Genomic DNA, 25,905 nt, shown 5'->3' with positions numbered 1-25,905 from the left:
CGTTTCGGGTAAACCGCTGACTCGAAGCTGCAATCGTTCTCTGGATGGGGGGGTCGGGGTTAGCTTGTTCGGGCCGGCGCCGGGCCGGTACATCCGAACCGAGACGACGCGCCCATGGACGTGAAGCAGACCTTCGCGCTGCCCCCCCAGCGCCCCACGCCCATCGAGCGGCTCCTTTCGCCGTTCCAGGACTTCTTCAGCACCGCGTCGGCGGGCGGGATCGTGCTGATCGTGAGCACGATCGCGGCGCTGGCGTGGGCCAACTCGCCGTGGGGCGCATCGTACGAGCACCTGTGGGAGACGCCGCTCACCGTGGGCGTGCCCGGGTTCGGCCTGACCTACTCGCTGCACCACTGGATCAACGACGGCCTGATGGCCGTGTTCTTCTTCCTGGTGGGCTTGGAGATCAAGCGCGAGGTGCTGGCGGGGGAGCTGGCGTCGATGCAGCGCGCCGCCCTACCCGCCGCGGCGGCGCTGGGCGGAATGGTGGTGCCGGCGATCCTCTACGCCCTGTTCAACGCGCGCGGTGAGGGTGCGGCGGGGTGGGGGATCCCGATGGCCACCGACATCGCCTTCGCGCTGGGCGTGCTGGCGCTGCTGGGGCCGCGCACGCCGCTCGCGCTCAAGGTGTTCCTGACCGCGCTCGCCATCGTGGACGATCTGGGCGCCGTGCTGGTGATCGCCCTCTTCTACACGGAGCAGATCGTGTGGAGCGCGCTCGGGATCGGCGCGCTGCTGTTGGGCGTGCTCGCGCTGCTCAACCGGATGGGCGCGCGCCTTCCCATCACCTACACGCTGGTGGGGGTGCTGGTCTGGCTGGCCTTCCTCAAGTCCGGCGTGCACGCCACGGTGGCCGGCGTGCTGGTGGCGATGACCGTCCCGGTGCGCACCCGCATCGACACGCACGAGTTCCTGGACCGCGGCCGCCGCCTGCTGGACGCCTTCGACGACACCGGCGAGGAGGGGAAGCGCATCCTCACCAGCGACCGCCAGCAGGCCATCATCCAGGACCTGGAGACGACGTGCATCCAGGCACAGTCGACGCTTCAGCGGATGGAGGACACGCTCCACCACTGGGTCGCCTTCGCCATCATCCCCATCTTCGCCCTGGCCAACGCCGGCATCCGCCTGGAGGGGAACCTGGGCGCCGCCTTCACGCACCCGGTGACGCTGGGCGTGATCGTGGGCCTGGTGCTGGGGAAGCCGATCGGCATCACCCTCTTCGCCTGGCTCGCCGTCCGCACGCGGATGGCGGCGCTTCCGCGCGGCGTCACCTGGCGCTCCATCCACGCGGTGAGCTGGCTGGGCGGGATCGGCTTCACGATGTCGCTCTTCATCTCCGCCCTCGCGTTCCCCCCCGGCGCCCTCGTCGCCGAGGCCAAGATCGGCATCTTCACCGCGTCGATTCTGGCTGGCGCGGTCGGGTGGGCGATGTTGCGCCGGGCCGCGAAGCCGGAAAGTGCGTGAGTGCGTTAGTGCGAGAGTGCGCTGGATCCAAACGCACCTGCGCACTCACGCACTCACGCACTTCTGTTCCAAAGCGAGAAGCCCGCCGGCCTCTCGGCCGACGGGCTTCATCGCCCATTTCCCCCCATCGTGTACTTCCCGAGCCCGTGGTCTGGGTTCTCAGCCGTGCCCACCCGGAGGACGCGATTAAGCGAGAGGTGGGGGTAGCGTCGGCGTTCTCGAATTCCGCCCGGTGCTCGTCGTATGGTACCTTCCCTTCCTTCACCGTGTTGCGGCAAAAGGATTAAGGGTTGGTGAGCTTCGTACCACTTCACGAAAGATGGCTACGGGACGATTCCCCCCCGGGTTTCGCTCCGCGCATCCACTCCCGATCTTTTGGACGTGAGAACGCCCCGAAAGGTTGCACTCCCCGCACACGAATCCCGATGAACGCTTCTCCAAAGGCCGCCGCGCTTCGCGATCTGCGCCGCATTCCGGGCGTCGGCCCCACCATCGCGGACGACCTGTGGCGCCTGGGCTTCCGCCGCGTGGAGGAGCTGCGCGGCCGCGATCCGCAGACCCTCTACGACGACCTCTGCCGCGAACAGGGGATGCACGTCGACCGGTGCATGCTGTACGTATTTCGGTGCGCCGTCTACTTCGCCACCGAGGAGCGCCACGATCCGGAGCTCCTCCGCTGGTGGAGCTGGAAGGATGGCGGCCCGGCGTTCACGCGAAAGGCCGGTGACGGGCCCTCGGCGCCGAGATCCGGGGGCGTGGCCGCCGGGGGATAAATCCCCCGGCTGGAACCACGCGAAGGCGGCTGAAGCCGGCTCGTGCACACGGGCACTGGACTGCGAGTCCGCGCAGGCGGACTTTGTGCTGTTGTAGCCGCGAGTTTACTCGCCACCCGCCACCAGGAAATCGTACCGATGGAGATGAAACGCGTGTGCGTGTTCTGCGGGTCGAGCCCGGGGACGCGGCCGGTGTACGCGGAGGCGGCGCGCGCCATGGGGCGGCTGCTGGCGGAGCGGGGGATCGGGCTGGTGTACGGCGGAGGAAAGGTTGGGCTGATGGGCGAGGTCGCCGATGCGGTACTCGCCGCGGGCGGCGAGGTGACGGGCGTGATTCCGCGCGCGCTGATGGAGCGCGAGGTGGGACACCAGGGGCTCACCACCCTCCACGTCACCGGCACCATGCACGAGCGCAAGGCGCTGATGGTGGACCTCTCCGATGGGTTCGTGGCGCTCCCCGGCGGCTACGGCACCCTCGACGAGCTGTGCGAGGCGCTGACCTGGTCGCAGCTCGGCATCCACGCGCGCCCGTGCGGCGTCCTCAACGTCGATGGCTACTTCGACGCGCTCCTCGCTCTTTTCGATCACGCCGTGCGCGAGGGGTTCGTCCGCGAGGCGCACCGCGGGCTGGTGCTGGAGGCCACCGAACCCGCCACGCTCCTCGACGCGATGGCCCGCTTTCAGCCGCCCACGATGGAGAAGTGGATACGCGACGGCGAGCGCTGATCGCACGTTCCTGCGGAGATTTCCAGATAAACTGCACACTTATGCGCTGAATGGGTTATATTGCCTCAGCACAAGTGCGCAGGGTGAGCCCTGCCCTCACACTTTATCCCGGAGGGTTGCCGATGTCCGACGTTGTGGATCTGGCCTCAGAGATGGCCGCTGCCAGAAAGCGGCGCACCGAACAGACGGCCCGCGCCATCCGCGACTCGCGGGTGCTGGCCGTGCGCAGCGCGGCTCGCCCCGGCTCCACGCCGGTGGAGATCGAAGAGCTCGCGCGCAGCTTCTACCCCCGTCTTTCCCCCGAGCTTCTCGACGAGGTGACCACCCTCGTGTGCACCCTGCAGCGCGGCGGCTCCACCCGCCCGCCGCGCTCCGACGAGATGGAACAGCTCCCGTCGCAGTAGAGAGCTCGTGCTGGATACATGAAGAAGAGCGGGGCGCGCCATCATCGGCGTGCCCCGCTTCTTTTTTCCGGCCCTGCGTGCTACCTCAGTTGCCGGTGCTCGCGGAGCCGCCGACCGACGCGTTGATGCGCTGCGCCGACTCCAGGTGCATCGCCACGGCCGGCCGGACGCGCGTGCTCAGGAACCCCTTCATCTCGGGGTCGCGGGTCGAGGGGATCAGCGACTGGTCGAGCGAGGTGAGCGTCCAGCGGTGCGCCTGCACCTGGTGCATCATGTAGGCGCGGTCGAAGTCCATCCCGCTGCGCTGGTTCAGGTTGGCGAGCGTGGCCTGGGTCGCCTGCATGGCGGCCTGCGCGGCGGCGTTCGGCTGCGGGGTCATGTTCTTGGCCTGCAGCATCTGCATCATCTGCTGGTCGACCGCGGTGTGCTCCGTGATCATCATCTGCGCGAACTCGCGGACCTGCGCGTTCTGCGAGCGACGGAGCGCCACCTGGCTCGTCTGGATCTCGTCCATGTTGGCCGCGTGCGCCACGGCCGCCACGTTCGCGTCCGTCATCACCGTGGCCGACGCGTTCACCGACGCCCCGCCCGCCCCTGCCGACGCCCCCATCTCCGCCGTCGTGGCGCACGCCGCCGTCACCATCACCAGCCCACACGCCGCCAGACCACGGAACTGCATCTTCGCGTTGCCCATCTTTCCTCCTACCGCTCAGTGAACCCTGGGGCCGCCGCATCCGGGCGGCCCCGACGTTGGGGCGCGGCCTTTGAGGCAAGAGGTATGCACAAACGTTTGACAAAGTTGCATTCTTGGTATCCGGGACAACACACGGCAACGTGTTTGGTGGAGCGGTGTTACCGCATGACGCCGTTCAGCCACGGATGCGCGGACCTCGGCCTCCGTGCTGTACGTATCAATTCCATTGACGGAATGCGGTCGATCTGGTACATTCCTTCCATGGCATGGGAGATCGAGGGTACGGACGAGTTCGCTGCCTGGTTCGAGGCGCTGAGTCCGGCGGAGAAGGAGGATGTGGTCGCGAGCGTCGACCTGCTGGAGTCGAGAGGCCCGTACCTCGGCTTTCCCCATACCTCGGGGATCCGAGGATCGAGGCACTCGCACATGCGCGAGCTTCGGATTCAGCACGCGGGCAGGCCGTACCGGGTGCTGTACGCCTTCGATCCCCGACGGGCCGCCATCCTCCTGCTGGGCGGCGACAAGACGGGTGATGACCGATGGGACGACACCTACGTGCCGCTGGCGGATGATCTTTATGATGTACACCTCATACTGCTTCAACGAGAGGGATTGATCTGATGGGACGAAAGAAGTGGAGCGAGATTCGCGCGGGAGCCGACTCAGAGACGCTCGAGCAGGCAGCCCGCAAAACCGCCGATATGCTTCGAGAGATGCCGCTGCACGAGCTGCGTCAGGCGCGGCGATTGTCGCAGGAAGCGCTGGCGCAGGTGCTAGGCACGAACCAGGCGGGCGTTTCCAAGATGGAGCGCCGCACGGACATGTACGTGAGCTCGCTGCGCCGATACCTGCGTGCCATGGGAGGCGATCTGGAGATCACCGCGCGCTTCCCCGAAGGGTCCGTCCGGATCAACCAGTTCGAAGATCTCGGCGGCTCGTTCGTATCTGGAACTGTGGAGCTCTGACGCAGAGGCTCCCGGGCTTAGCCCTTCGCCAGCGCCGCGCGGATGGCATCGGAGAGCGCAGGGTGATGGAAGCGGTGGCCGGCCTCCAGGAGGCGGCGAGGCTCGGCGCGCTGGCTGGCGAGGAGGGTGCCATCCACCATCTCGCTGCCGTAGACCAGCTTGAGCGCGAGGGGGGGCACGGGGATGATGGCGGGGCGGTGCAGCGCGCGCGCCAGTGCCCGCGTGAAGTCGGCGTTCGTGGCGGCGCCCGCGACGGCGTTCACCGGGCCGCGTAGCGCGTCGTCCGTGATGGCGCGCACCGTCACCTCCACCGCGTCCTCGAGCGAGATCCAGCTCATCCACTGCCGCCCGCTCCCGATGCGCCCGCCGGCACCCATGCGGAAGGGGAGGAGCATCTTGGCGAGCGCCCCGCCGCGCGCGCTGAGGACCACCCCGAAGCGCAGGTTCATCACGCGGATCGCGGCGCGGGTGGCGGGTCCGGAGGCCTCCTCCCACTCGCGCACCACGCCGGCCAGGAAGTCGCTCCCGGCTCCACTCCCCTCGTGCAGCACCTCGTCGCCGCGGCGGTTGCCGTAGAAGCCGACGGCCGACGCGCACACCAGCACGCGCGGCGGGTGGGCGCGGCGGGCGAGTGCGTCCGCCAGCAGCCGGGTGGAGTCGATGCGGCTGCGGCGGATGGCGCGCTTCTTCTCGTCCGTCCAGCGCCCCGCGACGTTCTCGCCCGCGAGGTGCACCACCGCGTCCAGTCCGTCCAGCGCCGCCGCGTCCACCGAATGGGACTCGGGGTCCCAGCGCACCTCGTCCGCGGCGCGGGGTGGGCGGCGTACCAGGCGGACGACGTGGTGGCCGTCGCGCCGGAGCCGCTCCACCAGCGCTCCCCCGATCAGGCCCGAGGAGCCGGTGACGGCCACGCGCATCGTCGTAGTGGAGGGGTCGGGGCGGGTCATCGCGGGCTCCAGGCGTGCGGGTGCGTTGGACGAACTCTGTGCGTCGTCGCACGGCAATCCAGGGGCCGCGCGGTTCAGTGGATACGGTACATAGACTTAGGCCGAATGGCTCCAACTTTTCTCCACAACGCTGTGGATAACTCCGGATCTTCGGTCCTGCACCGCAACCCGGCGAAAACCCGCGCCGCTCCTACTCTTCCGGGGTGTGCAGCCATTTCCCGCCGCTCCGAATTCGCATCAGGAAACACTGCCACGTACCTGCTGCTACCCGGATACGGGGCGCGGCGCAATGAGAGCGCGGCAGGCGTAAGTCGTTGTGCAGGGCAGAGGTACGCATTCGTCGCAGATCCACTCGTATTCAGAAGCTGCGCACTCGTCGCCCCGGCCGCATTTGAGCGGGGGAGGAACTACGGGTGTCGAGGGTGCTCGGATGAGGGTGCCGCCGATCACAGCGGGGAGGGCTCGAAAGTGCCGGAAATCCAACGATTTCCAGCCGCGGCGAGCTGTGGAAAACTTTGACGTTTCCACCCCTGGAGGAGGACCGCGAAAGGCGCGTTTTTCAAGGGGATAGCGCAGGGCTGGGGATGCCTGAGCGGGCGTCGGAGACGGGGCAGGCACGGGCGGCCACGCGGGGCCGCCCCTACGGCATCGGGGTGAGCGGGCGGGCGGCGGAGCAGCGTCGGGCACGGGCGCGATAAATCGCGCCCCTACGGGACCCGTGCGTGGTGCAAGATCTTCGCGCCCTCCCCCTCCCCCAGGCAGTTTTGGGGGAGGGGGATGCGTCGCGGAGCGACGCTGGGGGTGGGGGCTCACCGAAAATCGTGCGACGTGTGCGCCAGCGCCCCTGCCTCCATGCGCTTGAAGCGGCGGCCGACGACGTTGAGCACCGGGCCCTGCTGCTCGAACTTCCCCTCCACCAGGAGAAAGGGGGAGTGCTTCACCACCTCCTTGTGCTCCAGGAAGAGCGCGGGGGGGACGATCACGTTGATGAAGCCCCACTCGTCCTCCAGCAGCACGAACACCGTGCCCTTGGAGGTGGAGGGGTGCTGCCGCGCCACCACCAGCCCCGCCACCAGCACGTGCGTCCCCGGGCGGGCGCGGTGCAGGTCGGCGCTGGAGTGGGCGCCGATGCGGTTGAGGCGCGGGCGCAGGTGCTGCACCGGGTGGCCGGCCACGCTGACGCCCGTGGCCAGGTAGTCCAGGAAGATGCGCTCCGATCCTTCCAGCTCCCGAGCGCGGAAGGGGAGGCGGTGGGCCGGGGCGAGCGGGAGCGTGTCCGCGGCGGCGCGCAGGGCCTCCCAGGCGGCGGCGTGGCGGCCGGGCTCCCACGCCTCCAGCGCCCCCGCGCGCGCCAGGTGCAGAGCGTCCGCGCGGCCGAAGCCGGTGCGGCGCACCAGGTCCTCGATGGAGCGGAAAGGACCCTCCGCGCGCGCTTCCCGCAGCGCCTCGCGCGCCTTCGCCCCCATCCCGCGGATCTGCCGCCAGCCCACGCGGACGGCGGGCCTGGCGGGGTCGGCGGTCTCCTCCAGCGTCGCGTCCCAGTCGCCGTCGCGCAGGCAGGGGGCGCGCACCTCCACGCCGTGGCGCATGGCGTCGTGCACCAGCGTGGCGGGGGAGTAGAAGCCCATCGGCTGCGCGTTCAGGAGCCCCACCAGGAACTCGGCCGGGTGGTGCGCCTTGAGGTACGCCGTGGCGTAGGCGATCAGCCCGAACGACCAGGCGTGGCTCTCCGGAAAGCCGTAGTTGGCGAAGATGCGCATGTCCTCGGTGATGCGCTCCGCCACCTCCGCGTCGATCCCGCGCTCCTTCATCCGCTCGCGCAGCCGTTCGATCTGCACGCGCAGCTTCGCCGCCTTACGCGAGTTGCCCATGGTGCGGCGCAGCTCGTCGGCCTCCATCGCCGTGTAGCCGCCCAGCGCCATGGAGATCGCCATCGCCTGCTCCTGGAAGATGGGGATCCCCTGCGTGCGCGCGAGGATCGGCTCCAGGTCGGGGTGCGGAAAGGTGACCTCCTCGATGCCGCGGCGGCGGCGGGTGTACGGCTTTACGAAGTGCGCCACGATGGGCCCCGGGCGGATCAGCGCCACCTGCACCACGATGTCGTAGATCCGCTCCGGCCGCGTCTGCACGATGCTCTGGATCTGCGCGCGGCTCTCGATCTGGAAGGTCCCCAGCGTGTCGCCTGCCGAGATCATCCGGAACGTCTCGGGATCGTCCTGCGGCAGGTCGTACATCAGGGGGCGCACGCCGGTGCGGCGCTCGATCTGGTCGAAGGCGATCCGCACCGCCGTGAGCCCGCCGAGCCCCAGGAAGTCGAACTTGGGGACTCCCGCCGCGTCCAGGTCGTCCTTGTCGAACTGCAGGATGGTGCGCCCCATGGTGGTGCGCTCGATGGCGAGCGCCTCCCCCAGCGGCCGGGAGGAGAGCACGAAGCCCCCGGGATGGGTCGACCGCATGCGCGGCAATCCTTCCACCGCGCGCACCGCCGCGATCAGCGCGCGTCCCCTGGGTGAGGCCGCGTCGAAGCCCTGCTCCTGCCCCAGCTCGCCGGCCAGCGCTTCGGCGCCCTCGGCGGGGCCGGCCCAGTGCAGCCGCTTGCTGAGCCGGAAGGCCTGCTCGGCGGGGTAGCCCAGGGCGCGCATCATGTCCTGGATGGCGGTGGGCGCGGAGTACATCTGCGTGACCGCGGTAATGGCGGCGTGCTGGCGGCTGTACTTCTCATAGACGTAGTTGAGCACCTCCTCGCGCCGGTCGGCCTCGAAGTCGACGTCGATGTCGGGCGCCTCGGTGCCGCCGTCCGCGCGCGCCTCGCTCAGGAAGCGCTCGAAGAGGAGGCCGTGGCGCACGGGATCGACCGCGGTGATGGACAGGCAGTACGCCACGGCGGAGTTGGCCGCGCTCCCCCGCCCCTGGCACAGGATGCCGCGCCGGCGCGCGAAGCGGACCGCGTCCCACATGATGAGGAAGAAGCCGGAGAAGCCCAGCTTCTCGATGACGCGCAGCTCGTGCTCGATCTGCCGCTGCTGCTTCTCGTCGATCCCGCCCCAGCGCTCGATGGCGCCCTCCAGCACCTTCTCAGCCAGAAACGAGTCGTCCGTGTGCCCCTCCGGCAGGTCGAAACGGGGAAGGGGAGGGCGCAGCCAGCGCATGTCGAAGGTGCACTGTTCGGCGATGCGCGCGCTCTCCTCCAGCCCGGCCTCGCGCCCCTGCCAGAGCAGCGCCATCTCGGCCGGCCCCTTGAGCCGCCACTCGCCGTTTGGAAGGAGGAGCCCGCGGCGGAGCGCGGTGTCGTAGTCCACCCCATGGCGCAGCGCTGTCTGCAGGTCGTGCACGCGGCGCCCCTCCGCATCCAGGTAGCGTGGCTCGTTGGTGACCACCCACGGCACCCCCGCCCTCTCCGCCGTCTCGATGAGCGCGTCCACCAGCGCCCCCTCCGCCCCGGAGACGTGGTGGCGCTGCACCTCCACCGCCAGCCTCTCTCCAAAGACGCCGCGCCAGCGCGCCAGCTCGTAGCGCGCCTCTTCCGGCCGCTGCTCCAGGATGCGCGCTCCGATCGGCCCCGATGCCGGGCCGGTGAGCACGTGCACCCCCTCCGACCGCTCCGCCAGCACGTCGAACGACACGCCCGCCTCCCCCCTCCCGTTCTCCAGCCGCGCGTGCGACACGAGCGCCGAAAGGTTGCGGAAGCCAACTTCATCCCGAGCCAGCAGCCCCACGGGATGTCCATCCACCCGCAGCTCCGCCCCGGCGATGGGCCTGACCCCCCCCGTCTTCGCCGCCAGCGCGAAGCGGATGATCCCCCCCAGGTCCGCCGCATCGCACAGCGCGAGCGCCTCGAACCCCAGCTCCGCCGCGCGTTCGGCGAGCGTCTCGGGCGCCACGGCTCCGTCGCCGAAGGAGAAGGCGGAGCGGGCGCGAAGCTCCACATAATTGGGGAATGGGGAATGGGGAATGGGGAATGGTTGAACGGCACCGCGCGCATGGATCCGCGCCGGTGCGCCGGCCTCGCCGTCGGGCGACGGCGGCAGCAGGGTGAGCCCGCCACGCACCACCGCACCGGAAGCCAGGCCCCCCCATTCCCCATTCCCCATTTCCCCATTCCCCATCAGTCCCACCACCCGTGCAGAAACCATCCCTCCTCCAGCGCGTCGCGGAACAGCCATACCAGCCGGCCGTCGTCCGTGGCGCAGCGGAAGTACTCGCGCGCAAAGGGGCGCTCGCCCGTGTGCCCGCCGGAGACGCGGTCCGGGCCCGCGGCCTCGGCCACGGTGCACCAGACGCCGCCGTCGCGCAGGCGGGCGGGGAAGGCGTGGTCGCGGCGCGGGCGAGCCTCCACCCGCACTGGGCGCGGCTGCGGGAGCAGCTGCAGCGTGAGGCCGGCGAGAGCGGGGGCGGCGCGCGTAGCCGAGACCTCCTCGGGGGCCAGGGGGCGCCACGCCGTGCGCGCGTCCGCCAGCGGGTGCGCGCAGACGTCGGGCGCCACCAGCAGGGCGCCGTGCGCGTCGGCCAGCCGCGCCACCGTCTCCTCCACCGGCGCGGCGGTGGCGAAGCCGCGGTCGAAGAGGTCGCCCTGCGTGGCCGACGCCGGCTCCTGCCCCTCCACGCGTAGCGAGACGCCCACCGCCGCGTCGGGAAGGGCGAGATTCTCCAGCTCGCCGCGCACGCGGGCGGACCACTCGTCGCGCTCGGCCGTGGGGCGCGCGGTGCGCAGGACGCGCGTCACCGTGCCCCCGCCCGAGAGGGGGAGCTCCAGCACCATGCGCCGCGCCCGCTCGCCTCGCTCTTTCAACGTGGCGCACACGCTGGCCAGCGCCCCGTGCGCGGCGAAGGCCAGCCGCGCCGCGTCGGTGATGGCGTAGTCCAGGAAGTCGATGGCCGCGTGCGGCGCCTCCGCGGGGATGGGGCGGAAGAGGAGGCGCGGATCGTCGCCGCGCGACAGGCGCCAGAGCCGCGCGCCCTCCGCGCCGAAGCGCACCTCCGCCGCCTCGCGCGGAAGGGCGGCCAGGTCGCCGCAGCGGCGGATCCCCGCGCCCTGCAGCAGCGCGCGCGTGCGCGGGTCGGGGTCCAGCACGTCCAGCCCCATGGCGGCCAGGAAGTCGCGCTCGCACCCGGCTCGCACCGCGGTCACGGGATCGCCGCCGTGGCGGGCGGCGGCCTCGGCGGCCACGGGAACGCCGGCCACCCCTGCCCGTGCTCCCACCCCCAGCGCGCCGGCGCGCGCCAGCAGCGACGCCGCCAGCGCGGCGGCATCCAGCCCGCGGCCGTCGGCCCACACCACACCGGCCCCCACCGCCACGCGCGGGGCGGCCTCCATCAGCGAAGCCCCCACTTCAGCGAGCGGCGCCCCGGCGGTCTCCCAGGCCGGGCTCCAGAGACAGACGAACGTCACGCGCAGCCACGGGCAGCTCCACCTCCGCGTCCCGGCTCCAGCCGAGCGCGGTCGCGCGCAAGCGCACTCCCACCGCATCCACCTCCACCGCCTCCCCCAGCCCATCTCGCCGCCAGCGCACTCCGCCGGGGGGGACCCACGACGACACCTTGACCGCCGCCATCCACCCGTCGCCCGACCCCGCTTCGACGAAGGCGGCGCCGCCCTCGCGGGCCACGTGCACCAGCCGCACGCGGTCGGTGCCGGCGGTGGCGGCGCCGGCCAGCACCACCACCCCGAAGCCCCCGCACCGCAGGAGCTCTTCGGCGCAGAGGAGGGCGTCGGCGGGCTTCTCCGTCCTCACCAGCGAGATCCCGCCCCACTCCGCCTCGCCACTCGTGGTGCGCGCGGCGTCGACCCACGCGGCGCGCTCCCCCCGCTCCAGGGCGGCGGCGCACACTCCGCGCAGCACGGCCGTGGCGCCCGGCCCGTTCCACACGGAGAGCCTTCCGCGCGGGAGGCCGCCTCCGGGGAGCGCCGCGTCCAGCGCCGTCCACCCCGTCGCCACCGCCCGTGCGGTGCGGAACGCCACCGGCATGGCGCCGGGAAAGCGTTCCTCCAGTGTGCGCCGCAGCGCGGCGACCTGTGCCGACATGGCTCATCCGGGAGCGAGGGTGGACTGTCCGGACGCGACCGGGTATTGCAAGACTAAAACCGAAGAAAAGCCGCATCAAGGCTCAGCGCGCAATGGGTACAGAGTGAACACATCTGTGGCCCGTGCAATCACTTGCGGTGCAACGCCCTGGCTCAATGCGTCCGCTGTTGAGCGGCAATGTGGACGTGTATGTGAATATTTCCGGGGTGGACAAAAAGCGGCCTCACGCGGAGGCGCGGAGGCCGCGGAGAACTGCAACTGCATGGCTCACACAGAGACACAGAGACACAGAGACACAGAGACACAGAGACACAGAGACACAGAGAGAACAGCAGGAGGGCTGTCTATGATTTGCAGTTCCCCCTGCTGGCACGGCGTGAGTGGAGGTTCGCCACTTGCCTTGCCCGTAAGCCCGGGTATGATCAAGCGTGAGTCAAGCGCCGGATGAGGGAACTGGTGACAGAGGAGAGTTCGTGAAGAAGAAGAAAAACGGCTTTGGCGAGATGTTGATCAGAGCACTGGAAGAGGCGGTGGAGCATCACGAGGGCCGCCTCGCCGCTCGCGTGGATCGGGTGGAGATCACCACTCGAAACGGGGTAGTCAAACCTCGAGGATGACGAGAGAGGAACGAGCCTCGACATCGTTAGCGCTCTGATCGAATGCACGGAGAAAGATCCTTTTCTCCGTGCATTTTCGTGTGTGGATTTCCTCAGAAGACGCGCGGTTAAGATCTGGTTACGCCAGGGAACACGGGCGGAATAGGAGTGTGTGGGGGGATGCGTGAGGCCGTGGCGCCCCAGGTTGTGGCGCGGTGGGTACAAAGTTTACAGTGCGCACAGGCGAGTGTCTGCGCGCGTTAACTGTTGTAAAAATAGGCTTTGCGTGGATGCTGGCGTGGCGTGGCCGGGCTGGCACCGGCGCTGCCATGGGGCGATGGCACGACATGGCCCATTTTACGGGGCAGGCAGAGATCACGCACAGTCTGGAGAGAGAGAAACGATGGCAACCGTACGACTGCTGGACGACGTCGTGAAGTCTACGCTGGCGGCGCTGAAGCTGGAGCCGCTCACCGCCACCACCGCGGAGGCCGGCAAGCCGATCGGCATCCGCGTGATCGGGCTTCCGGAATCGGGAGTGCTCACGCGCGACCTTCCCGTGCCGCTGAACTTTCCGCTTACCGGCGTGCTGACGAACGTGCGGCTCGGCGCCACGCTCACGGACGTGAAGCTGACCGGCGGCCTCACGCAGACGCTCGACGCGCGCGTGGTTTCCAAGGAGATGCTCTTCGCCAACACCCTGCTCGAAGGGGCCGGGGTGGAGAATCCGCAGAACGCGGGCGCGCCGGAGCTTCCCTTCATCAACCTCCCCGCTCTTCCCCCCCAGGGACCGAGCGGCCCGAACTTCAACCTCATCAACCTGGGGCTCGTGCCGCGCTCCGCGATCGAGGGGGTGCCGGGCGCCCTTTCGCAGGCGGACGGCTCGCTCACCTCCACCATCGACCACGCGCTGACCGGCGACCTCGCGGGCCCCATCACCGGCACCATCGTCACCACCATCGACACCGTGGTGAACCTGCCCGTGGACGTTCCCTTCAAGGTGTCGGTGAGCTGGCGCGTGTGCGCCGACAGGGCGGGGAAGGAGCCGCTGAGCAGCTCCGAGTACCGCATCGACGGTCCGCTGGACCAGCCCTCCGTCGACATCGTGCTGCGGCCGGACACCTTCGACTGGCTCAAGGAGGAGGACGGCTCCATCCCGCCGCCGGCGGAGGGCGCCAAGCGGTACCTGTTCGCGGACGTGACGATCTCGGCGTCCGGCGTGAGCCACACCGCGTCCGTGGGTCCCGTGGAGCTTGCCACGCTGTCGCTGGGGATTCCGCGGATGCTGGCGATGTTCGCCGACTACAACTTCACCGGCCCGGCGCTGGTGATGGTGCCGCAGGGGTCGCCGCTGGGCGAGCTCAGCCAGTTCCTGAAGAGGCTGGAGCCGCTGCAGGCGGTGCTCCAGGCGCTCCGCTCCTTTCCGCAGTTCGGGCCGCTGGCGCTCGGGTTCGGCAGCATCCTTTCCGGCACGCTGACCAACCCGCACATCGCCTTCCGCGAAACGGAGGGGATCGCGAAGATGAACGACATCGTCCTGATCCAGAACGACCGCTTCACCAACGACATGGAGGCGGAGGACGAGATCCGTTCGCTCCTGCTGCTGGGGAACACGGGCGCCACCGTGCAGTGCTTCAACGCCCCCGAGTTCAAGGGCGACGAGGGGTGGTTCCAGCTCGGGGTGAAGGAGGGCTACGTGGCGATCGTCCGCAACCTCCACCGCAAGCACCCGGTCACGGAGCCGGAGCAGTGGTTCATGGACGTGAAGAAGGAGCCCGACGGCGCCTTCAACGCCCACACCTTCGGCCAGGCGCTCTCGTCCGTCCGCTTCGCCTCGCCTGACGCGTAACCGGCGAGACAGTCCTGAACGGCGCGGTCCCGCCACTCGCGGGACCGCGCCCGCTTGCTTTGCGTCAGCCGGCGCACGAATATCGCCGGTTCCGCGGCTTGTATATGTCGGCCAGGCTTGATGTTAGATATTTTACTCGTTCGCGCTCCGGCCCCCGTACTGGTAACGGGATGAGATCCTTCGAACGAATCACGAGTCGTCCGGCCTGTGGCATTTCTGGACTACGGAGCTGTCCGAACCCTGGCGCACTCGCTCGCCCAGGAAGACGCGTCCGACGCGATCCCGCCGATCCGCGTTAGAATCACGGGCATCGACTCAAAGGCTCTTACCGCGTATACGACCACCTGGCAGGGGCGGCATCCCTCCGGGTACGGCGGGTTCGATTGGAGTCGGCTCTGGCACCGGGTGTGTCGGCATGACCGCCGGAGCTTCCATTGCGCACTCTGGCATGGGCCGGTCCTCTGCGGTTTAGCGATCGGCTCAGTGCCCCGCGGTCACGGCGCTCTCACGCTCAGATACATGGAAGGCCGCCCGAACGGGCACCCGCTCCAGGGGCATGTGGCGCGGATCGTACTAGCGGCGGCGGAGTACTACGCCGAAGGACTTTCGCTCCCGCGGGTGCGTATCGAGAACCCCGCCCCGGGGGTCGAGACTTTGTACCGCAATCTTGGGTTTACGCTTGCGCACCGAGAGGGTGTGGTCCGATACTTGGTGAAGGACCTCCCGAACAATTGGAGCTGAGATGTCCACGAACCCATTTCGAGCCGCCGATACGACGGGGGGAGTGCACAAGGGTGCCCGCAAGCGCATGCTGGCCGCGCGGGATCGCGTCCGCCGCTACTTCTCGCCCGAGGCGATCGCGGAATCCGATCCTGACGAGGCCGAGGTCATCGGCAAGCGCGACGTAATCGCGGATGGCAAGGCCGCGGGCGGGTGCTGATCCGCGACGCATAGACGCAGAGATGCGGGGGTGGCTCCACTTGAGGAGCCACCCCCGCCCTCTTCCACCCTCAACGTATTACCCGCCGCCGCGCAGCACCCGCTCCAGCAGCTCCGCCGCACGCTCCAGCGCCGCCAGCTCCTCCCCATCCAGCGCGCCCAGCCGCGCGGCGAGGGAGGCCACACGGCGCGCGCGGCCCTCGCGCAGCACGCGCTCGCCCTCGGGGGTGGCGTAGAGCCAGGTGACGCGGCGGTCCAGGGGGTCGAGCTCGCGGGTGGCGAGGCCGGCCTCCTCCAGCTTGCGAACGGTGCGGGTCATGGAGGGCGGCTGAACCTGCTCGGCCGCCGCCAGCTCCCCCAGCGTCTTCGCGCCGCCGAACACGAGCACCGACAGGGCGGAGAGGAGCGGCGCCGACACTCCGAGCGCGTCATCCTCCCGGCGAAGCTGGCGCAGGAGGTGGATGCTGGCCGAGTGCAGCCGGTCGGCGACGTGCTCGGGCGTGGGGGGTCGATTCGTCATCCTTGCCAATTTAGTTAGCGAGGCTAAATATTCAAGGAAGACGATCCGTGAAGCATCCACTTCCAACGCGAGGTCACCCATGAGCACCGCCGCATCGCTGGGAATCACCGGAGTCGGACAGGTGGCCATCAACGTGCGGGACGTGCAGCGGGCGGTGGAGTTCTACCGCAACGTGCTCGGGCTGCGCCTCCTCTTCCAGATCCCCAACAGCGCCTTCTTCGACTGCGGCGGCCTGCGCCTCATGCTGGGCACGGCCGAGAAGCCGGAGTTCGACCACCCCGCATCCATCCTCTACTACAAGGTCGACGACATCCACGCGGCCTACGCATCGCTCCAGGCCGCCGGCGCGGACACCGTGGATGCGCCGCACCTGATCGCGCGCATGCCGGACCATGAGCTGTGGATGTTCTTCGTCCGCGACCCCGAGGGCAACCACCTGGGCCTGATGAGCGAGGTGCGGTAGCGCGTCCGGCGCAGGCGCGTCGAAGGTGGATGAGACGTGTAGCCCCACGCTTCGACCCGCCGAAAACCCGCGCTCGTTCACCCTGCTCCCGCGCGCCGCGTATCGAGCACGGACCTCCGTCAGTCCTCTCGGACGCCGGGCCTCTCCCGTCCGGCTGGTGGTGCGTAAGGCCGGCCGGGAGTGCATGACCCGAGGCGGCACCCGCGTACGCAGCTCACCGCGGGCTTCGGAGCGCCGCTACCTGGCGTAGGATGTCGTCCGGAGAGTAGTTGTCGAAGCGGATCCGGCCAGCACCGTCCAGAACGAAGTAGCGCGGGGTGATCTGGTTGTCGAAGGCGCGCGCGGCATCCCCGTCCGGGTCGAGGAACGCGGGAAATCGGTACTGGGCCTGCCCCAGGAAACTGGACACCGCCGCCGACGACTCGTCTTTCGTGATGGTGACCACCCGGATGCCGCTGCTCTGGAGCGTGCTCGAAACACGGTCAAGCTCCCGCAGCTGCGCCGAGGACGGAGGGCAGTAGCGCGACCAGAACGCCACCAGAGTGGGGGTCCGGTTTTCGGCGCGGAACGTCACGGAAGTTCCTGACGAGTCCGTGAGCCGAACCGGCGCACGCAACCCCCGATTGATGGACTGTGCCCAGACGTACGCACCGAGCACGCTCCGGGCGTCTTCTTCGAGCGCGGTCCACTTCGACGGGTCGAAGTGCCGTGCGGCGCGTACCTTCACGGAGTCCACGAACGTAGCCGACGTGGAGGGGTCCACCGCCACCCGCGCCAGAACCGGCAGCGCTCCGGCGGTGTCGCCGATCGCGAAACGCGTATTCGCGATCGTACGGAAGACCCCCACGTCCCACCCCGTCGCGGCTGCATGCGAGAGGGTATCGAGTCCGGGGGCGACTCGCCCGGACTCGATGAGGGAGCGGCCGAGGTCCCCGAGCAACGCGGACTTGGTCCGCGCGCGGTCGGTCTGAAAGTCGGTTCGGGTGTGCCCGAGCAGGCGGTACTCGCTCTGATCCTGGTCCTGGCGGCGAATCTGCGCACGGAGACGATTCTCTCTCTCGTTCCGGAGGGCAGGAACGTTCGGGAGCATGCGTGCGACCATTCCGGCGAACGAGGGAATCGACTCTTCCAACCGCCGTGCCCAGCGCAGTATCGCGACCGGATCCCCTGAGGCACGGGCGGTGGTGAAGCCGGTGTAGTAAAGCTGGGGCGACACTCCTCCGGCCTCGGTCCACAGTGCTTCCAGCGCCGCGAGCAGCGCGGCACGGTCCGCCCGGTATTTCGAAGTCGCGTTGAACACGCGCCACTGTACGGCCTCGGGAGAAGTGGGCGCCAGGCGGATGAGGCGGTCACTCCAGCGGGCTTCGCTTGCGCTGTCACGCAGTGCCGTCGCAAAGAATGCCAAGCGCGCCAGCTCGCGAGCGTCCCGCGTCTCCGCGCGCTTCGCCTCCAGTGTCCGGAACCTCGCGTGGAACACGGCGGTCAGACTGTCGCCCCTCACCCGATCCAGCATGGACTTCTCCGCCGAATACCGCCTCATCCACCCGGCGGTACTGTCGGGGTACAGCTGAGTCAGCTCACGGGTGGTCCGTAGTGCGATACTCGAATCCCATTCGCCGGTGCCCTCAACCTTCCGCTCGAGCGCGACGGCCAGCGGCTTCCCGTCGGCACCGTGGACAAGTACCTCCCAGGCAGCCGGGTCGTAGTCGACGAGGTCGCCCTTCGGATCTTCTACCGCGAGTGAGGCGTAGACGACCGAGTCCGGGATCTGGAAGGAGCCGGTGTATGTCCGCGCCCCGGTGCGGGCCAGCACCGCAAGGGTGGCGTGCCCCCCCGAGTAGGGATTTGGCTCGGACCGGAAGAGGCGTGCGCGCAGGATGAGCCGTTCCTCGCCCGCGAGCTTGCCCGCGGCGCGATACTCCACCTTCACCACCTGCCCTGGGCGTGGCGCGGCGGGAGCGAGCAGCAGCTGACTTCCCTCTGCAGCCAGCTCCGGCGTGCGCCACATCGTCGTGAGCCCGCCGGCCACGGCGAGCAACAGTGCCGCGGCGGCCGCGGCGTCGGCGAACACGCGGACCCGCGGGCGGCGCGTGACCGCGGCGGGAAGGAGCACGCGAGAACCGGCGGCTCGCCGGGCACGCACGTGCTCCAGCGTCTCCAGTGGAAGCTCGGGTACGGCGTCTTCGCGGAGTGCCGCACCGATCGCGCGCCACGCCTGGATCTTGCCGCGGCATGGCTGGCACTCCGCGAGGTGCTCGGATACCCGCCGGCGCCGGAGTGCACCCAGCTCACCGTCCATGTACAGGTTGAGCGTCCGCGTATTGGGATGTCGGTTCATTTCGGTCCTGTGAGTAGTTGTCGCATCTCTTCCCGCGCCCGGTGAAGGCGCACCTTGGAAGTCCCCGCCCGAATCCCGAGCACATTCGCGATCTCCGCATGCGAGTAGCCCTCGATCTCGCGGAGCACCAGCACGGCACGGAGCGTTTCAGGAAGCAGCTGAAGAGCGCGCTGGACGTCGAGAACGTCGATACAGCCGTCGGCGGACCCCCGCGCCACGACATCCGCGGCGGCCTCCATGGGTACCTCGTTACGGCGTCGGCGAATGCGCCTGAGTGCCAGGCGGGTAGCCACGGTGCGGATCCAGCCGCCCATACTCCCCCGCTCTTCATAACCGCGGAACGCCATCGGCAGAGCGACGAAGAGGTCCTGCACGACGTCTTCGGCGTCGGGTGCGGAGCCCGTGAGGCGGTACGCAATCCTGTATACGGAAGACGAATGTCGATCGTACAGATCACGCAGGTGGTCAGGATCGCTATAGTCGTTCACGCGGAGCCGGTGAGGGAGTGGCGAGGCTTCAGCTGGGGCCCAGGGTCGAAGAAGACCGGGCCCACATCTATGTAGGCCAGTTACCCTACGAAAGGTTACAACGGGCTGAGAACCGCGGGAGGCCCTGCCCGCTCCCCCGCGCCCTTCCATGCGCGACGAGATCGCTGAAGCCTGTCCCATCCCGCGGCTTCCACCTACTTTCACCGGGCACCCCATTTCGGAGCCGCCCGTGAAGCTCGCGCCCGTCACCCTCGAAGGCACGCACGTCCGCCTGGTGCCGCTCACACGCGAGCACCTCCCCGCGCTCTGGGAGGTGGCGCGCGACGAGGAGCTGTGGCGCTGGACGTGGAACGCCGTACGCACCGAGGCCGACCTGGAGCGCTACGTAGACGCCGCGCTCCGCATGCGCGACGCGGGCACGGCGCTCCCCTTCGCCACCACCGAGGCGGCGACGGGGCGGGTGATCGGGAGCACGCGCTTCGCCAGCGTCGAGCCGCCTCACCCGCGCGTGGAGATCGGCTGGACGTGGATCGGGCGGCCGTGGCAGCGCACCGCCGCCAACACCGAGGCCAAGCTCCTGATGCTCCGCCACGCCTTCGAGACGCTCGGCTGCCTGCGCGTGGAGCTCAAGACGGATGCGCTGAACGAGCGCTCCCGTAACGCCATGCTCCGCATCGGCGCGCGCGAAGAAGGGATCTTTCGGAAGCACGGCGTCACCGAGAGCGGCCGCGTGCGCGACACCGCGTGGTACAGCATCGTGGACGACGAATGGCCCGCCGTCGAGGCGCGCCTCCTCGGCATGCTCGCCCGCCCCTACCCGGCCCGATGACCCCGCAACGAACCCTCGTCGCCGCCGCGGCGCTCGCGCTGGGCGCCTGCGCTCCCGCACGCCCCGCGCTCGCCCCGGCCCCCGCCCGCGCGCCGATCGCCGTCGCGCTCGACTCCATCTTCGGCGACACGCTCTTCGCCCGCGCGGAGTGGGGCGTGATGGTCCGCTCGCTGGAGACGGGCGAGACGCTCTACCGCCGCAACGCGGAGAAGCTCTTCGTCCCCGCCTCCAATCAGAAGATCGTGACCGGCGCCTCCGCGCTGGAGACGCTGGGGCCGGACTTCCGCTACCGCACCCCGGTGGAGGCCGAGGGCCCCGTTCGCGACGGCGTGCTGGCCGGCAGCCTGGTGGTGCGGGGAAGCGGCGATCCTACGATTTCCGCGCGCTTCGGCGGCGCACGCCCCCTCTTCCGCGCCTGGGCGGACTCGCTGCGGGCGCGCGGCATCACACGCATCGCGGGCGCGGTCGTGGGCAACGACGACGTCTTCGACGACGTGCCGCTGGGCCGCGGCTGGGCGTGGGACGACCTGGACGCGTCGTACTCCGCCGAGATCGGTGGGCTGCAGCTCAACGAGGGGTACGTCACCGTGCGCGTGGGCCCCGGCCCGAGTCCCGGCGCTCCCGCCGTCGTCACCCTCGATCCCGCCACGGCGTACCTCCCCGTCACCGTGAATGCGACGACCGGCGCATCCGGCTCCGCCCGCAACGTGGACGCGACGCGCGCCCCGCTCGGCCCCGGCATCGTGGTCACCGGCACCGCCCCGCCCGACTCCACGCCGGAGGAGATCGAGGTGGCGGTGCGCGACAACACGCTCTTCTTCACCCACGTGCTGCGAGAGGCGCTGATCGAGGCCGGGATCCGCGTGGACGGCCCCGCGCTGGACGACGACGCGCGCCCCGACACGGCTCGCCGCCCCGCCGCGCCGCTCTTCGTCCACGCCTCCCCGCCGATGCCGGAGGTGCTGGCCGCCTTCCTGAAGCCGAGCCAGAACCAGTACGGCGAGATCCTGCTGAAGACGATGGGCCGCCGCATCCGCAACGCCGGCACCGCGCAGGCGGGGCTCGCGGTGGAGGATTCGCTGGCGCGCGCGTGGCAGCTCCCCCGCGGCGGCTTCCGCGCGGCGGACGGCAGCGGCCTGTCGCGCTACAACCTGGTGGCACCTGAGCACCTGGTGGCGCTGCTGGAGCGGATGACGCGCAGCCCCAACTACGCCGTCTTCTACGCCGCCATGCCCGTCGCCGGCGTCGACGGCACCCTGCGCAACCGGATGAAGGGGACACCGCTCGCGGGGAACGTGCACGCCAAGACGGGCACCCTCTCGGGCGTGCGCTCCCTGAGCGGCTACCTCACCACCGCCGCTGGCGAGCGCATGGTGTTCTCCATCCTCGTCAACAACCACACCCTCTCCGCCGCCGCCGCGGACCGCCTGGCGGAAGCGGCGCTGCTGCGCGTGTACAACCACCCGCGTACGGGCGCTGAGCGACGATGAGCCGTTCCGCGCCCGCTGGACGTTGAGACGCCTCTGCGGCCACCCGGAGGGGGCACACGTCGAACATTAAAAGTGCGTTACTCCAGGGGTCTGCCGCGGATCGAAAGCAGGGGTCGTGCACAGGTGCACGACCCCTGCTGGCTTCTCAGATCCTCGGTGCGGGCAGCACGCAGGCTGCGCTCGCGGCGGAGGACCGCGAGGTTTTTCTCTGGTCCGTGGCCACGGCCGGCATCCTTGCGCTAACAAGAACATTCGGCAATTCTTTCCGAGAGCGTTTCTGCTGGAGTGCGACCGCCCGTGGGCCAACCTGCCAAAACGTCGTCTTATGAACGCGCCTCTTCCCGTATTCCAGCGGACGAGCCCCAAAATCGTCTACGTACGTATCCTGGAGGCGTGCAACGCCGGGTGCCGGATGTGCCCGTTCGCCAACTCCAGCGATCCTTTCCGGCTGGCGGTTGAGCGGGTGCGCACGCTCGCGGTGCAGCTGGCGGCGCTGGGCGGCGAGGAGGTGCGTTTTACCGGCGGTGAGCCCACGCTGCACGAAGGATTGCTGGAGGCGGTGGCCGAGGTACGCGCGGCGGGGTTGCGGGTGAGCCTCATCACCAACGGAAGCCGTCTGGCCGAGATGGCCGCACCGCTGCTGGACGCCGGTCTCTCCGCGCTCACCTGCTCGCTCGACTCGCCGCGCCCCGAGATCCACGACGGACTGCGCCGCACCCCCGGCCTCTTTGCGGCGGCGATCGCGGGGCTCGAGACTCTCGCCACGGAACGCGCGCGCCGCGGCCGCTCCCTGCCCATCACGGTAAACACCATCGTCTCCGCCGAGACCTTTCGAGACATCCACGAATTCGTTCCGCTGCTCGACCGCATCGGCGTGGACTTCTGGACCCTGATCCCCATCAAAGACAAGAAGAGCCTGTATCTTACGGCCGAAGAAGCGCACGAGTTCTCCGCCTCGGTCGTCCCCCGCATCGAGGCGCGGCTGGAGCGCGCACGCGTGCGGCTGAACGCCGTGAGCCCGCACGTCTTCGGCACCAGCGACGCCGCCCGCGTGGCGTCGGCGGGAGGCCGCCTGCCCACTCACACCCGGTGCTTCGTTCCCGACGTGGTGGGCTACATCGATGCCCGGCGCGGCCTGCTCACCGCGTGCAACTGCCTTCCGCACCGCCGCGGCAGGCCGCTCAGCCTGGAAGGCGTGTGGGACCGGCCGTTCGGCGAGAGCTGGAACGAGCCGGGCTTCGCCGGCGAGCGCGCGGCGTTCGCGTCGGTGGCTTCGCAGGTGTGCACCGGCTGCGAGCCCGGCAACGTCCGCTTCAACCGCGATGCAGACCTGGCGCTGTCCGCGGCGGGCTGGCCCGACGCCCAGTGGCTTTAGCCCCCCTGCACGTCCCCACGTCTCATACCACTCCCCACGAACAGAATGCGGATCTTCTTCGCGTGCCCGATCACCGGGTACCTTCGGCACGACGGCCCCGTACCCTCCGTCGAACCGGCATACGCGCATTTCATCAAAGGGATCGACACGGCCCTGCAGCACGCGGGGCATGACGTCTTTCTGGCGCTTCGTCTGGAGGAGTACGGCGCGAAGCTGCGCGCCGCCTCCGTCTGCACCCCCTTCGACATGCTGGAGATGCAGCGCGCCGACTGTGTGGTGGCGTTGGCGGAAGACAGCTACGGCGTGCACCTGGAACTCGGGTGGGCAAGCGCCATGGACAAGCCGATGGTGATCGTGGTGCCCGAAGGGGGGCGCGACACCACGGCGCTTCTGGCGGGGCTGGCCTCCGTGGGCCGCTGCATCTTCGTGCCCGCCGCGGCCGAAGCGCGAACGGACGTGGCGGCGCAGGCGGCTCTGCACGACGCGCTGCTGGCCGCCGTGCATGAGCTGCGCGAGGAGCGCGCGCCCGCGGCCGCGCAGGGCGAGAGCTGCGCCTTCCTCTCCTCGGCGTTCGGCTTCGGCCCCATCTCCAAGGCGGTGGCGATCGCGGCCGAAATCAAACGGCGGCGCCCGGGCATCACCCTGCACTGCTTCGGCGCCGGGCTGGACTACGATTTCGCGCGCACCTCGCCGGCCTTCGACCGGGTGTATCGCGTGGACGTGGACCGGCCCGAAGTGCTGGCGTCGCTCGCGGAGCATCTGGAGGCGTATCAGGCCGTGTTCTCGGTGCTCAACCTGGACATTCTTCCCTTCTGGGCCGGGCGCCGCACGCCGCTGTACATGGTGGACAGCCTGGCCTGGATGTGGCCCGGCCCCCCGCCGGGGATCGAGCACGCGACCCGCTACTTCGTGCAGGATTACCTGGTGCCGCCGAGCCGGCTGCGGGAATGGTCCAGCCGCCTTCCCATCGAGGTGGTGGCGCCGATCGAGGCGACGGCCGACTACGTTACGCGGCGAGCGGATGCACCGGACGACCAAGTACTGGTGAGCCTGGGCGGGTGCGCCAATCCGTTCGTCGATCCCGCGCTGTACGATGAATACGCCGACCTCATCGTGGGGCAGGTGCTGGAGTCGGTGGGGGAGGGTGAGGTCACCGTCTGCTGCAACCAGCGTCTGGCGGCACGGCTGCGCGGACGGCTGGGCACGCGCACCGGGGTCCGCATCGGCCACCTTCCGCACCGCGAGTTCGTGGAGCGGCTGTCCACCGCCCGCGTGGTGCTCACCTCTCCGGGGATCACCACTACGCTGGAGGCGATGGCGCTGGGTAAAATCCCGCACTTCGTGCTGCCGCAGAATTACAGCCAGGCGCTGATCAGCGAGCAGTACGCCCACGAGCTGGGACCCGGGCGCTGCATGGCTTTCAGCGGGTTCGGAGACGAGTTCGCGGTTCCCCCCGGACTCCCCGAGACGGACGGGCTGGAGCGGGTGACCTCCATCCTCCGCGCCATCCTGCGCGACCATCGCGGGGAGGTGGGCGAGCGGATTCACCGCATGATCAACACCCCCGGGGAAGACGGCAACGTTCTGGAATCGCTCCGCGCCCGCATGACCGACAGCTACAAGTGCACCGGGCAGTCGGCCATCGTCTCGCGCTTCCTTACGGCGATGCCTGCCGTGTAAGCCGTGCGGCGGGGCCACGACCCAAGGAGCGACGGAGGTCCGGGAGAATGGTTCCCGGACCTCCGTTTGCGTGACGCTGCCTTACGCGGAGCGCGTCATATGGAGACGACCGTGGGACTCCCGAGCCGCGCATGGTTCTGGGCGTACCACGGGATCACCTTGCGCACGGCGGCGATGGTGTACTCGATGTCTTCCTGGTCCAGCCCCGGCCCCAGTTCCAGCCCCACCTGGCGGGCCATCACATCCAGCGCGGTGGGGCAGCTTTCACGAGCATAGCAGGGCCGCCCCTCGGTAATCTGTGAGTAGAGAAGCGGCTCCTGGTTCCGCAGCCAGTCGATCTCCAGCACGTACGGATGCGCGGGGTCGGCGCCCACGTTCTCGCGCCGCAGCGCCGTGACGATCTCGTTGCGCCAGGGGCCGAGCTCACGCGGGAGGAGGAAGTTGAACTTGAAGTATGCGTGCGCCGACCCTTCGCCCAGGTGGGGGAACTCCAGGCCGAGCCCATCCAGCGCGGCCCGGATCCCGGCGGCGAACTTCTGACGGGTCTGCGTCTCGTGTTCCAGGGCGCGCAGGCCGTGGCGGGCCAGCACCGCCTGCACCTCGGTCATGTTGTAGCTGAAGCCCATCTCCAGATATTCGAACCAGCCGTCACCCTTCCCCTTGTGAGCCAGGCTGCGGGCGCGCTCCACCAGCGCGGCCGAATCCGAGATCACCAGCCCTCCCTCGCCCGACGTGACGTGCTTGCGGCAGCACACGCTGTAGGCGGCCGCATCGCCCAGGCTCCCCAGCAGGCGCCCGTTCCACATGCCGCCGTGAGCCTGCCCGCAATCTTCCAGCACCCACAGCCCGTGTGCCCGCGCCAGCTCCAGCAGGTCGTCCATTGGGCACGGCTGCCCGTACATGTGCACCGGCACGATGGCCGAGGTGCGGGACGTGAGCTTGCGGCGGGCATCGACGGGGTCCATCACCCAGCTCGACGGATCGACGTCGACGATCACCGGCACCAGGTGGCTCTGGATGAGCGCGGTGATCGCGGAGATGTACGCGTTGGCGGGTACCAGCACCTCGGAGAAGGGGGGAAGGCCGGCCGCCACGTAGGCCACGTGGAGCGCCGACGTCCCGGAGTTCACCGCCACGCCGTGGCTGCGCCCGAACCAGGCGGCGAACTCGGCCTCGAGCGCGCGGACGTGGGTGCCGCCGTAGAAGCGGGCCAGCGTGCCGTCGTCCAGTACGCGCAGGACTTCGTCGCGGGCTTCGGCTGGAACCCGCGGGCGGGCGGGCTTGTACGTCGGACGGACGGGGGCGCCGCCGTGAAGGGCGAGAGGGCTGTTCATCATGG

General features: G+C 69.6%; 23 protein-coding genes. 14 read left to right on the top strand and 9 right to left on the bottom strand.

Annotated features, from left to right (window positions below):
• The first annotated feature begins 114 nt into the window (after window positions 1-114).
• The 4 genes from nhaA to VF647_21790 all read left to right on the top strand — a co-directional run bounded on the left by nhaA (window position 115) and on the right by VF647_21790 (window position 3,370).
• Window positions 115-1,467: a Na+/H+ antiporter NhaA gene (gene nhaA, locus VF647_21805; protein HEX8454731.1), complete on the top strand. Its 1,353-nt coding sequence runs from the start codon at window positions 115-117 to the stop codon at window positions 1,465-1,467.
• A gap of 425 nt (window positions 1,468-1,892) precedes the next feature.
• Complete coding sequence (locus VF647_21800) at window positions 1,893-2,240, top strand: helix-hairpin-helix domain-containing protein (GenBank protein HEX8454730.1); 348 nt, start codon at window positions 1,893-1,895, stop codon at window positions 2,238-2,240.
• Between the two features lie 138 nt (window positions 2,241-2,378).
• Window positions 2,379-2,966 carry a TIGR00730 family Rossman fold protein gene (locus VF647_21795; GenBank protein HEX8454729.1) on the top strand — a complete coding sequence of 196 codons (588 nt, stop codon included), beginning with the start codon at window positions 2,379-2,381 and terminating at the stop codon, window positions 2,964-2,966.
• 152 nt (window positions 2,967-3,118) lie between these two features.
• The gene (locus VF647_21790; GenBank protein HEX8454728.1) at window positions 3,119-3,370 is read left to right on the top strand and encodes a hypothetical protein; all 252 of its coding nucleotides are present in this window, start codon (window positions 3,119-3,121) and stop codon (window positions 3,368-3,370) included.
• A gap of 85 nt (window positions 3,371-3,455) precedes the next feature.
• Here the strand turns inward: VF647_21790 and VF647_21785 are convergent, their stop codons facing one another.
• Window positions 3,456-4,064, bottom strand: a complete 609-nt coding sequence (locus VF647_21785; protein HEX8454727.1) for a DUF4142 domain-containing protein — start codon at window positions 4,062-4,064, stop codon at window positions 3,456-3,458.
• A gap of 165 nt (window positions 4,065-4,229) precedes the next feature.
• Between VF647_21785 and VF647_21780 the strand changes: the two genes are divergently transcribed.
• Entirely contained in the window at window positions 4,230-4,685 is a 456-nt protein-coding gene (locus tag VF647_21780) for a type II toxin-antitoxin system RelE/ParE family toxin (protein HEX8454726.1), read from the top strand.
• Window positions 4,685-5,029, top strand: coding sequence for an XRE family transcriptional regulator (locus tag VF647_21775; protein HEX8454725.1), 345 nt, complete (start codon window positions 4,685-4,687; stop codon window positions 5,027-5,029). Before VF647_21780 ends, VF647_21775 begins: the two co-directional genes overlap by 1 nt.
• A gap of 17 nt (window positions 5,030-5,046) precedes the next feature.
• Here VF647_21775 and VF647_21770 read toward each other — a convergent pair whose 3' ends face one another.
• From VF647_21770 to VF647_21755, 4 genes are all read right to left on the bottom strand, one after another.
• Window positions 5,047-5,976 (bottom strand): TIGR01777 family oxidoreductase, encoded by a 930-nt coding sequence (locus VF647_21770; GenBank protein ID HEX8454724.1) that lies wholly within the window; start codon window positions 5,974-5,976, stop codon window positions 5,047-5,049.
• Between the two features lie 809 nt (window positions 5,977-6,785).
• Window positions 6,786-10,109, bottom strand: a complete 3,324-nt coding sequence (locus tag VF647_21765) for an error-prone DNA polymerase (protein ID HEX8454723.1) — start codon at window positions 10,107-10,109, stop codon at window positions 6,786-6,788.
• The gene (locus VF647_21760) at window positions 10,082-11,365 is read right to left on the bottom strand and encodes a hypothetical protein (protein ID HEX8454722.1); all 1,284 of its coding nucleotides are present in this window, start codon (window positions 11,363-11,365) and stop codon (window positions 10,082-10,084) included. Before VF647_21760 ends, VF647_21765 begins: the two co-directional genes overlap by 28 nt.
• Window positions 11,307-11,999, bottom strand: coding sequence for a hypothetical protein (locus VF647_21755; GenBank protein HEX8454721.1), 693 nt, complete (start codon window positions 11,997-11,999; stop codon window positions 11,307-11,309). Before VF647_21755 ends, VF647_21760 begins: the two co-directional genes overlap by 59 nt.
• Window positions 12,000-12,472: 473 nt before the next feature.
• Between VF647_21755 and VF647_21750 the strand changes: the two genes are divergently transcribed.
• The 3 genes from VF647_21750 (at window position 12,473) to VF647_21740 (ending at window position 15,384) form a co-directional block, all read left to right on the top strand.
• The gene (locus VF647_21750; GenBank protein ID HEX8454720.1) at window positions 12,473-12,616 is read left to right on the top strand and encodes a hypothetical protein; all 144 of its coding nucleotides are present in this window, start codon (window positions 12,473-12,475) and stop codon (window positions 12,614-12,616) included.
• Between the two features lie 382 nt (window positions 12,617-12,998).
• Complete coding sequence (locus tag VF647_21745) at window positions 12,999-14,444, top strand: hypothetical protein (protein HEX8454719.1); 1,446 nt, start codon at window positions 12,999-13,001, stop codon at window positions 14,442-14,444.
• Between the two features lie 742 nt (window positions 14,445-15,186).
• On the top strand, window positions 15,187-15,384 hold the full coding sequence (locus VF647_21740) for a hypothetical protein (GenBank protein ID HEX8454718.1): 198 nt from the start codon (window positions 15,187-15,189) through the stop codon (window positions 15,382-15,384).
• 78 nt (window positions 15,385-15,462) lie between these two features.
• Here the strand turns inward: VF647_21740 and VF647_21735 are convergent, their stop codons facing one another.
• Window positions 15,463-15,903 (bottom strand): MarR family transcriptional regulator, encoded by a 441-nt coding sequence (locus VF647_21735; GenBank protein ID HEX8454717.1) that lies wholly within the window; start codon window positions 15,901-15,903, stop codon window positions 15,463-15,465.
• Between the two features lie 79 nt (window positions 15,904-15,982).
• Between VF647_21735 and VF647_21730 the strand changes: the two genes are divergently transcribed.
• On the top strand, window positions 15,983-16,366 hold the full coding sequence (locus VF647_21730; protein HEX8454716.1) for a VOC family protein: 384 nt from the start codon (window positions 15,983-15,985) through the stop codon (window positions 16,364-16,366).
• 214 nt (window positions 16,367-16,580) lie between these two features.
• Here the strand turns inward: VF647_21730 and VF647_21725 are convergent, their stop codons facing one another.
• Together VF647_21725 and VF647_21720 are read right to left on the bottom strand one after the other, a co-directional pair.
• The gene (locus VF647_21725) at window positions 16,581-18,704 is read right to left on the bottom strand and encodes a redoxin family protein (protein HEX8454715.1); all 2,124 of its coding nucleotides are present in this window, start codon (window positions 18,702-18,704) and stop codon (window positions 16,581-16,583) included.
• A complete protein-coding gene (locus tag VF647_21720) occupies window positions 18,701-19,192 on the bottom strand; it encodes an RNA polymerase sigma factor (GenBank protein ID HEX8454714.1) in 492 nt (163 codons plus the stop codon). Before VF647_21720 ends, VF647_21725 begins: the two co-directional genes overlap by 4 nt.
• Window positions 19,193-19,421: 229 nt before the next feature.
• Here VF647_21720 and VF647_21715 point away from each other — a divergent pair, with 229 nt between their 5' ends.
• The 4 genes from VF647_21715 to VF647_21700 all read left to right on the top strand — a co-directional run bounded on the left by VF647_21715 (window position 19,422) and on the right by VF647_21700 (window position 24,566).
• The gene (locus VF647_21715; protein ID HEX8454713.1) at window positions 19,422-20,021 is read left to right on the top strand and encodes a GNAT family protein; all 600 of its coding nucleotides are present in this window, start codon (window positions 19,422-19,424) and stop codon (window positions 20,019-20,021) included.
• Window positions 20,018-21,511, top strand: a complete 1,494-nt coding sequence (gene dacB / locus VF647_21710) for a D-alanyl-D-alanine carboxypeptidase/D-alanyl-D-alanine-endopeptidase (GenBank protein HEX8454712.1) — start codon at window positions 20,018-20,020, stop codon at window positions 21,509-21,511. The genes VF647_21715 and dacB overlap by 4 nt, the downstream gene beginning before the upstream one ends.
• Before the next feature lie 325 nt (window positions 21,512-21,836).
• The gene (locus VF647_21705; protein ID HEX8454711.1) at window positions 21,837-22,886 is read left to right on the top strand and encodes a radical SAM protein; all 1,050 of its coding nucleotides are present in this window, start codon (window positions 21,837-21,839) and stop codon (window positions 22,884-22,886) included.
• 45 nt (window positions 22,887-22,931) lie between these two features.
• Window positions 22,932-24,566 (top strand): hypothetical protein, encoded by a 1,635-nt coding sequence (locus tag VF647_21700; protein ID HEX8454710.1) that lies wholly within the window; start codon window positions 22,932-22,934, stop codon window positions 24,564-24,566.
• 95 nt (window positions 24,567-24,661) lie between these two features.
• On the opposite strand, the gene VF647_21695 is transcribed toward VF647_21700, so the two are convergent.
• Window positions 24,662-25,903 (bottom strand): DegT/DnrJ/EryC1/StrS family aminotransferase, encoded by a 1,242-nt coding sequence (locus VF647_21695; GenBank protein HEX8454709.1) that lies wholly within the window; start codon window positions 25,901-25,903, stop codon window positions 24,662-24,664.
• Window positions 25,904-25,905: the final 2 nt, after the last annotated feature.

It is taken from the genome of Longimicrobium sp. (assembly GCA_036387335.1).
In the GTDB taxonomy this organism is placed as follows: Bacteria; Gemmatimonadota; Gemmatimonadetes; order Longimicrobiales; family Longimicrobiaceae; genus Longimicrobium.
Note: the sequence above shows the minus strand (reverse complement) of the source record. Positions and strands in the feature narration are given on the sequence as shown.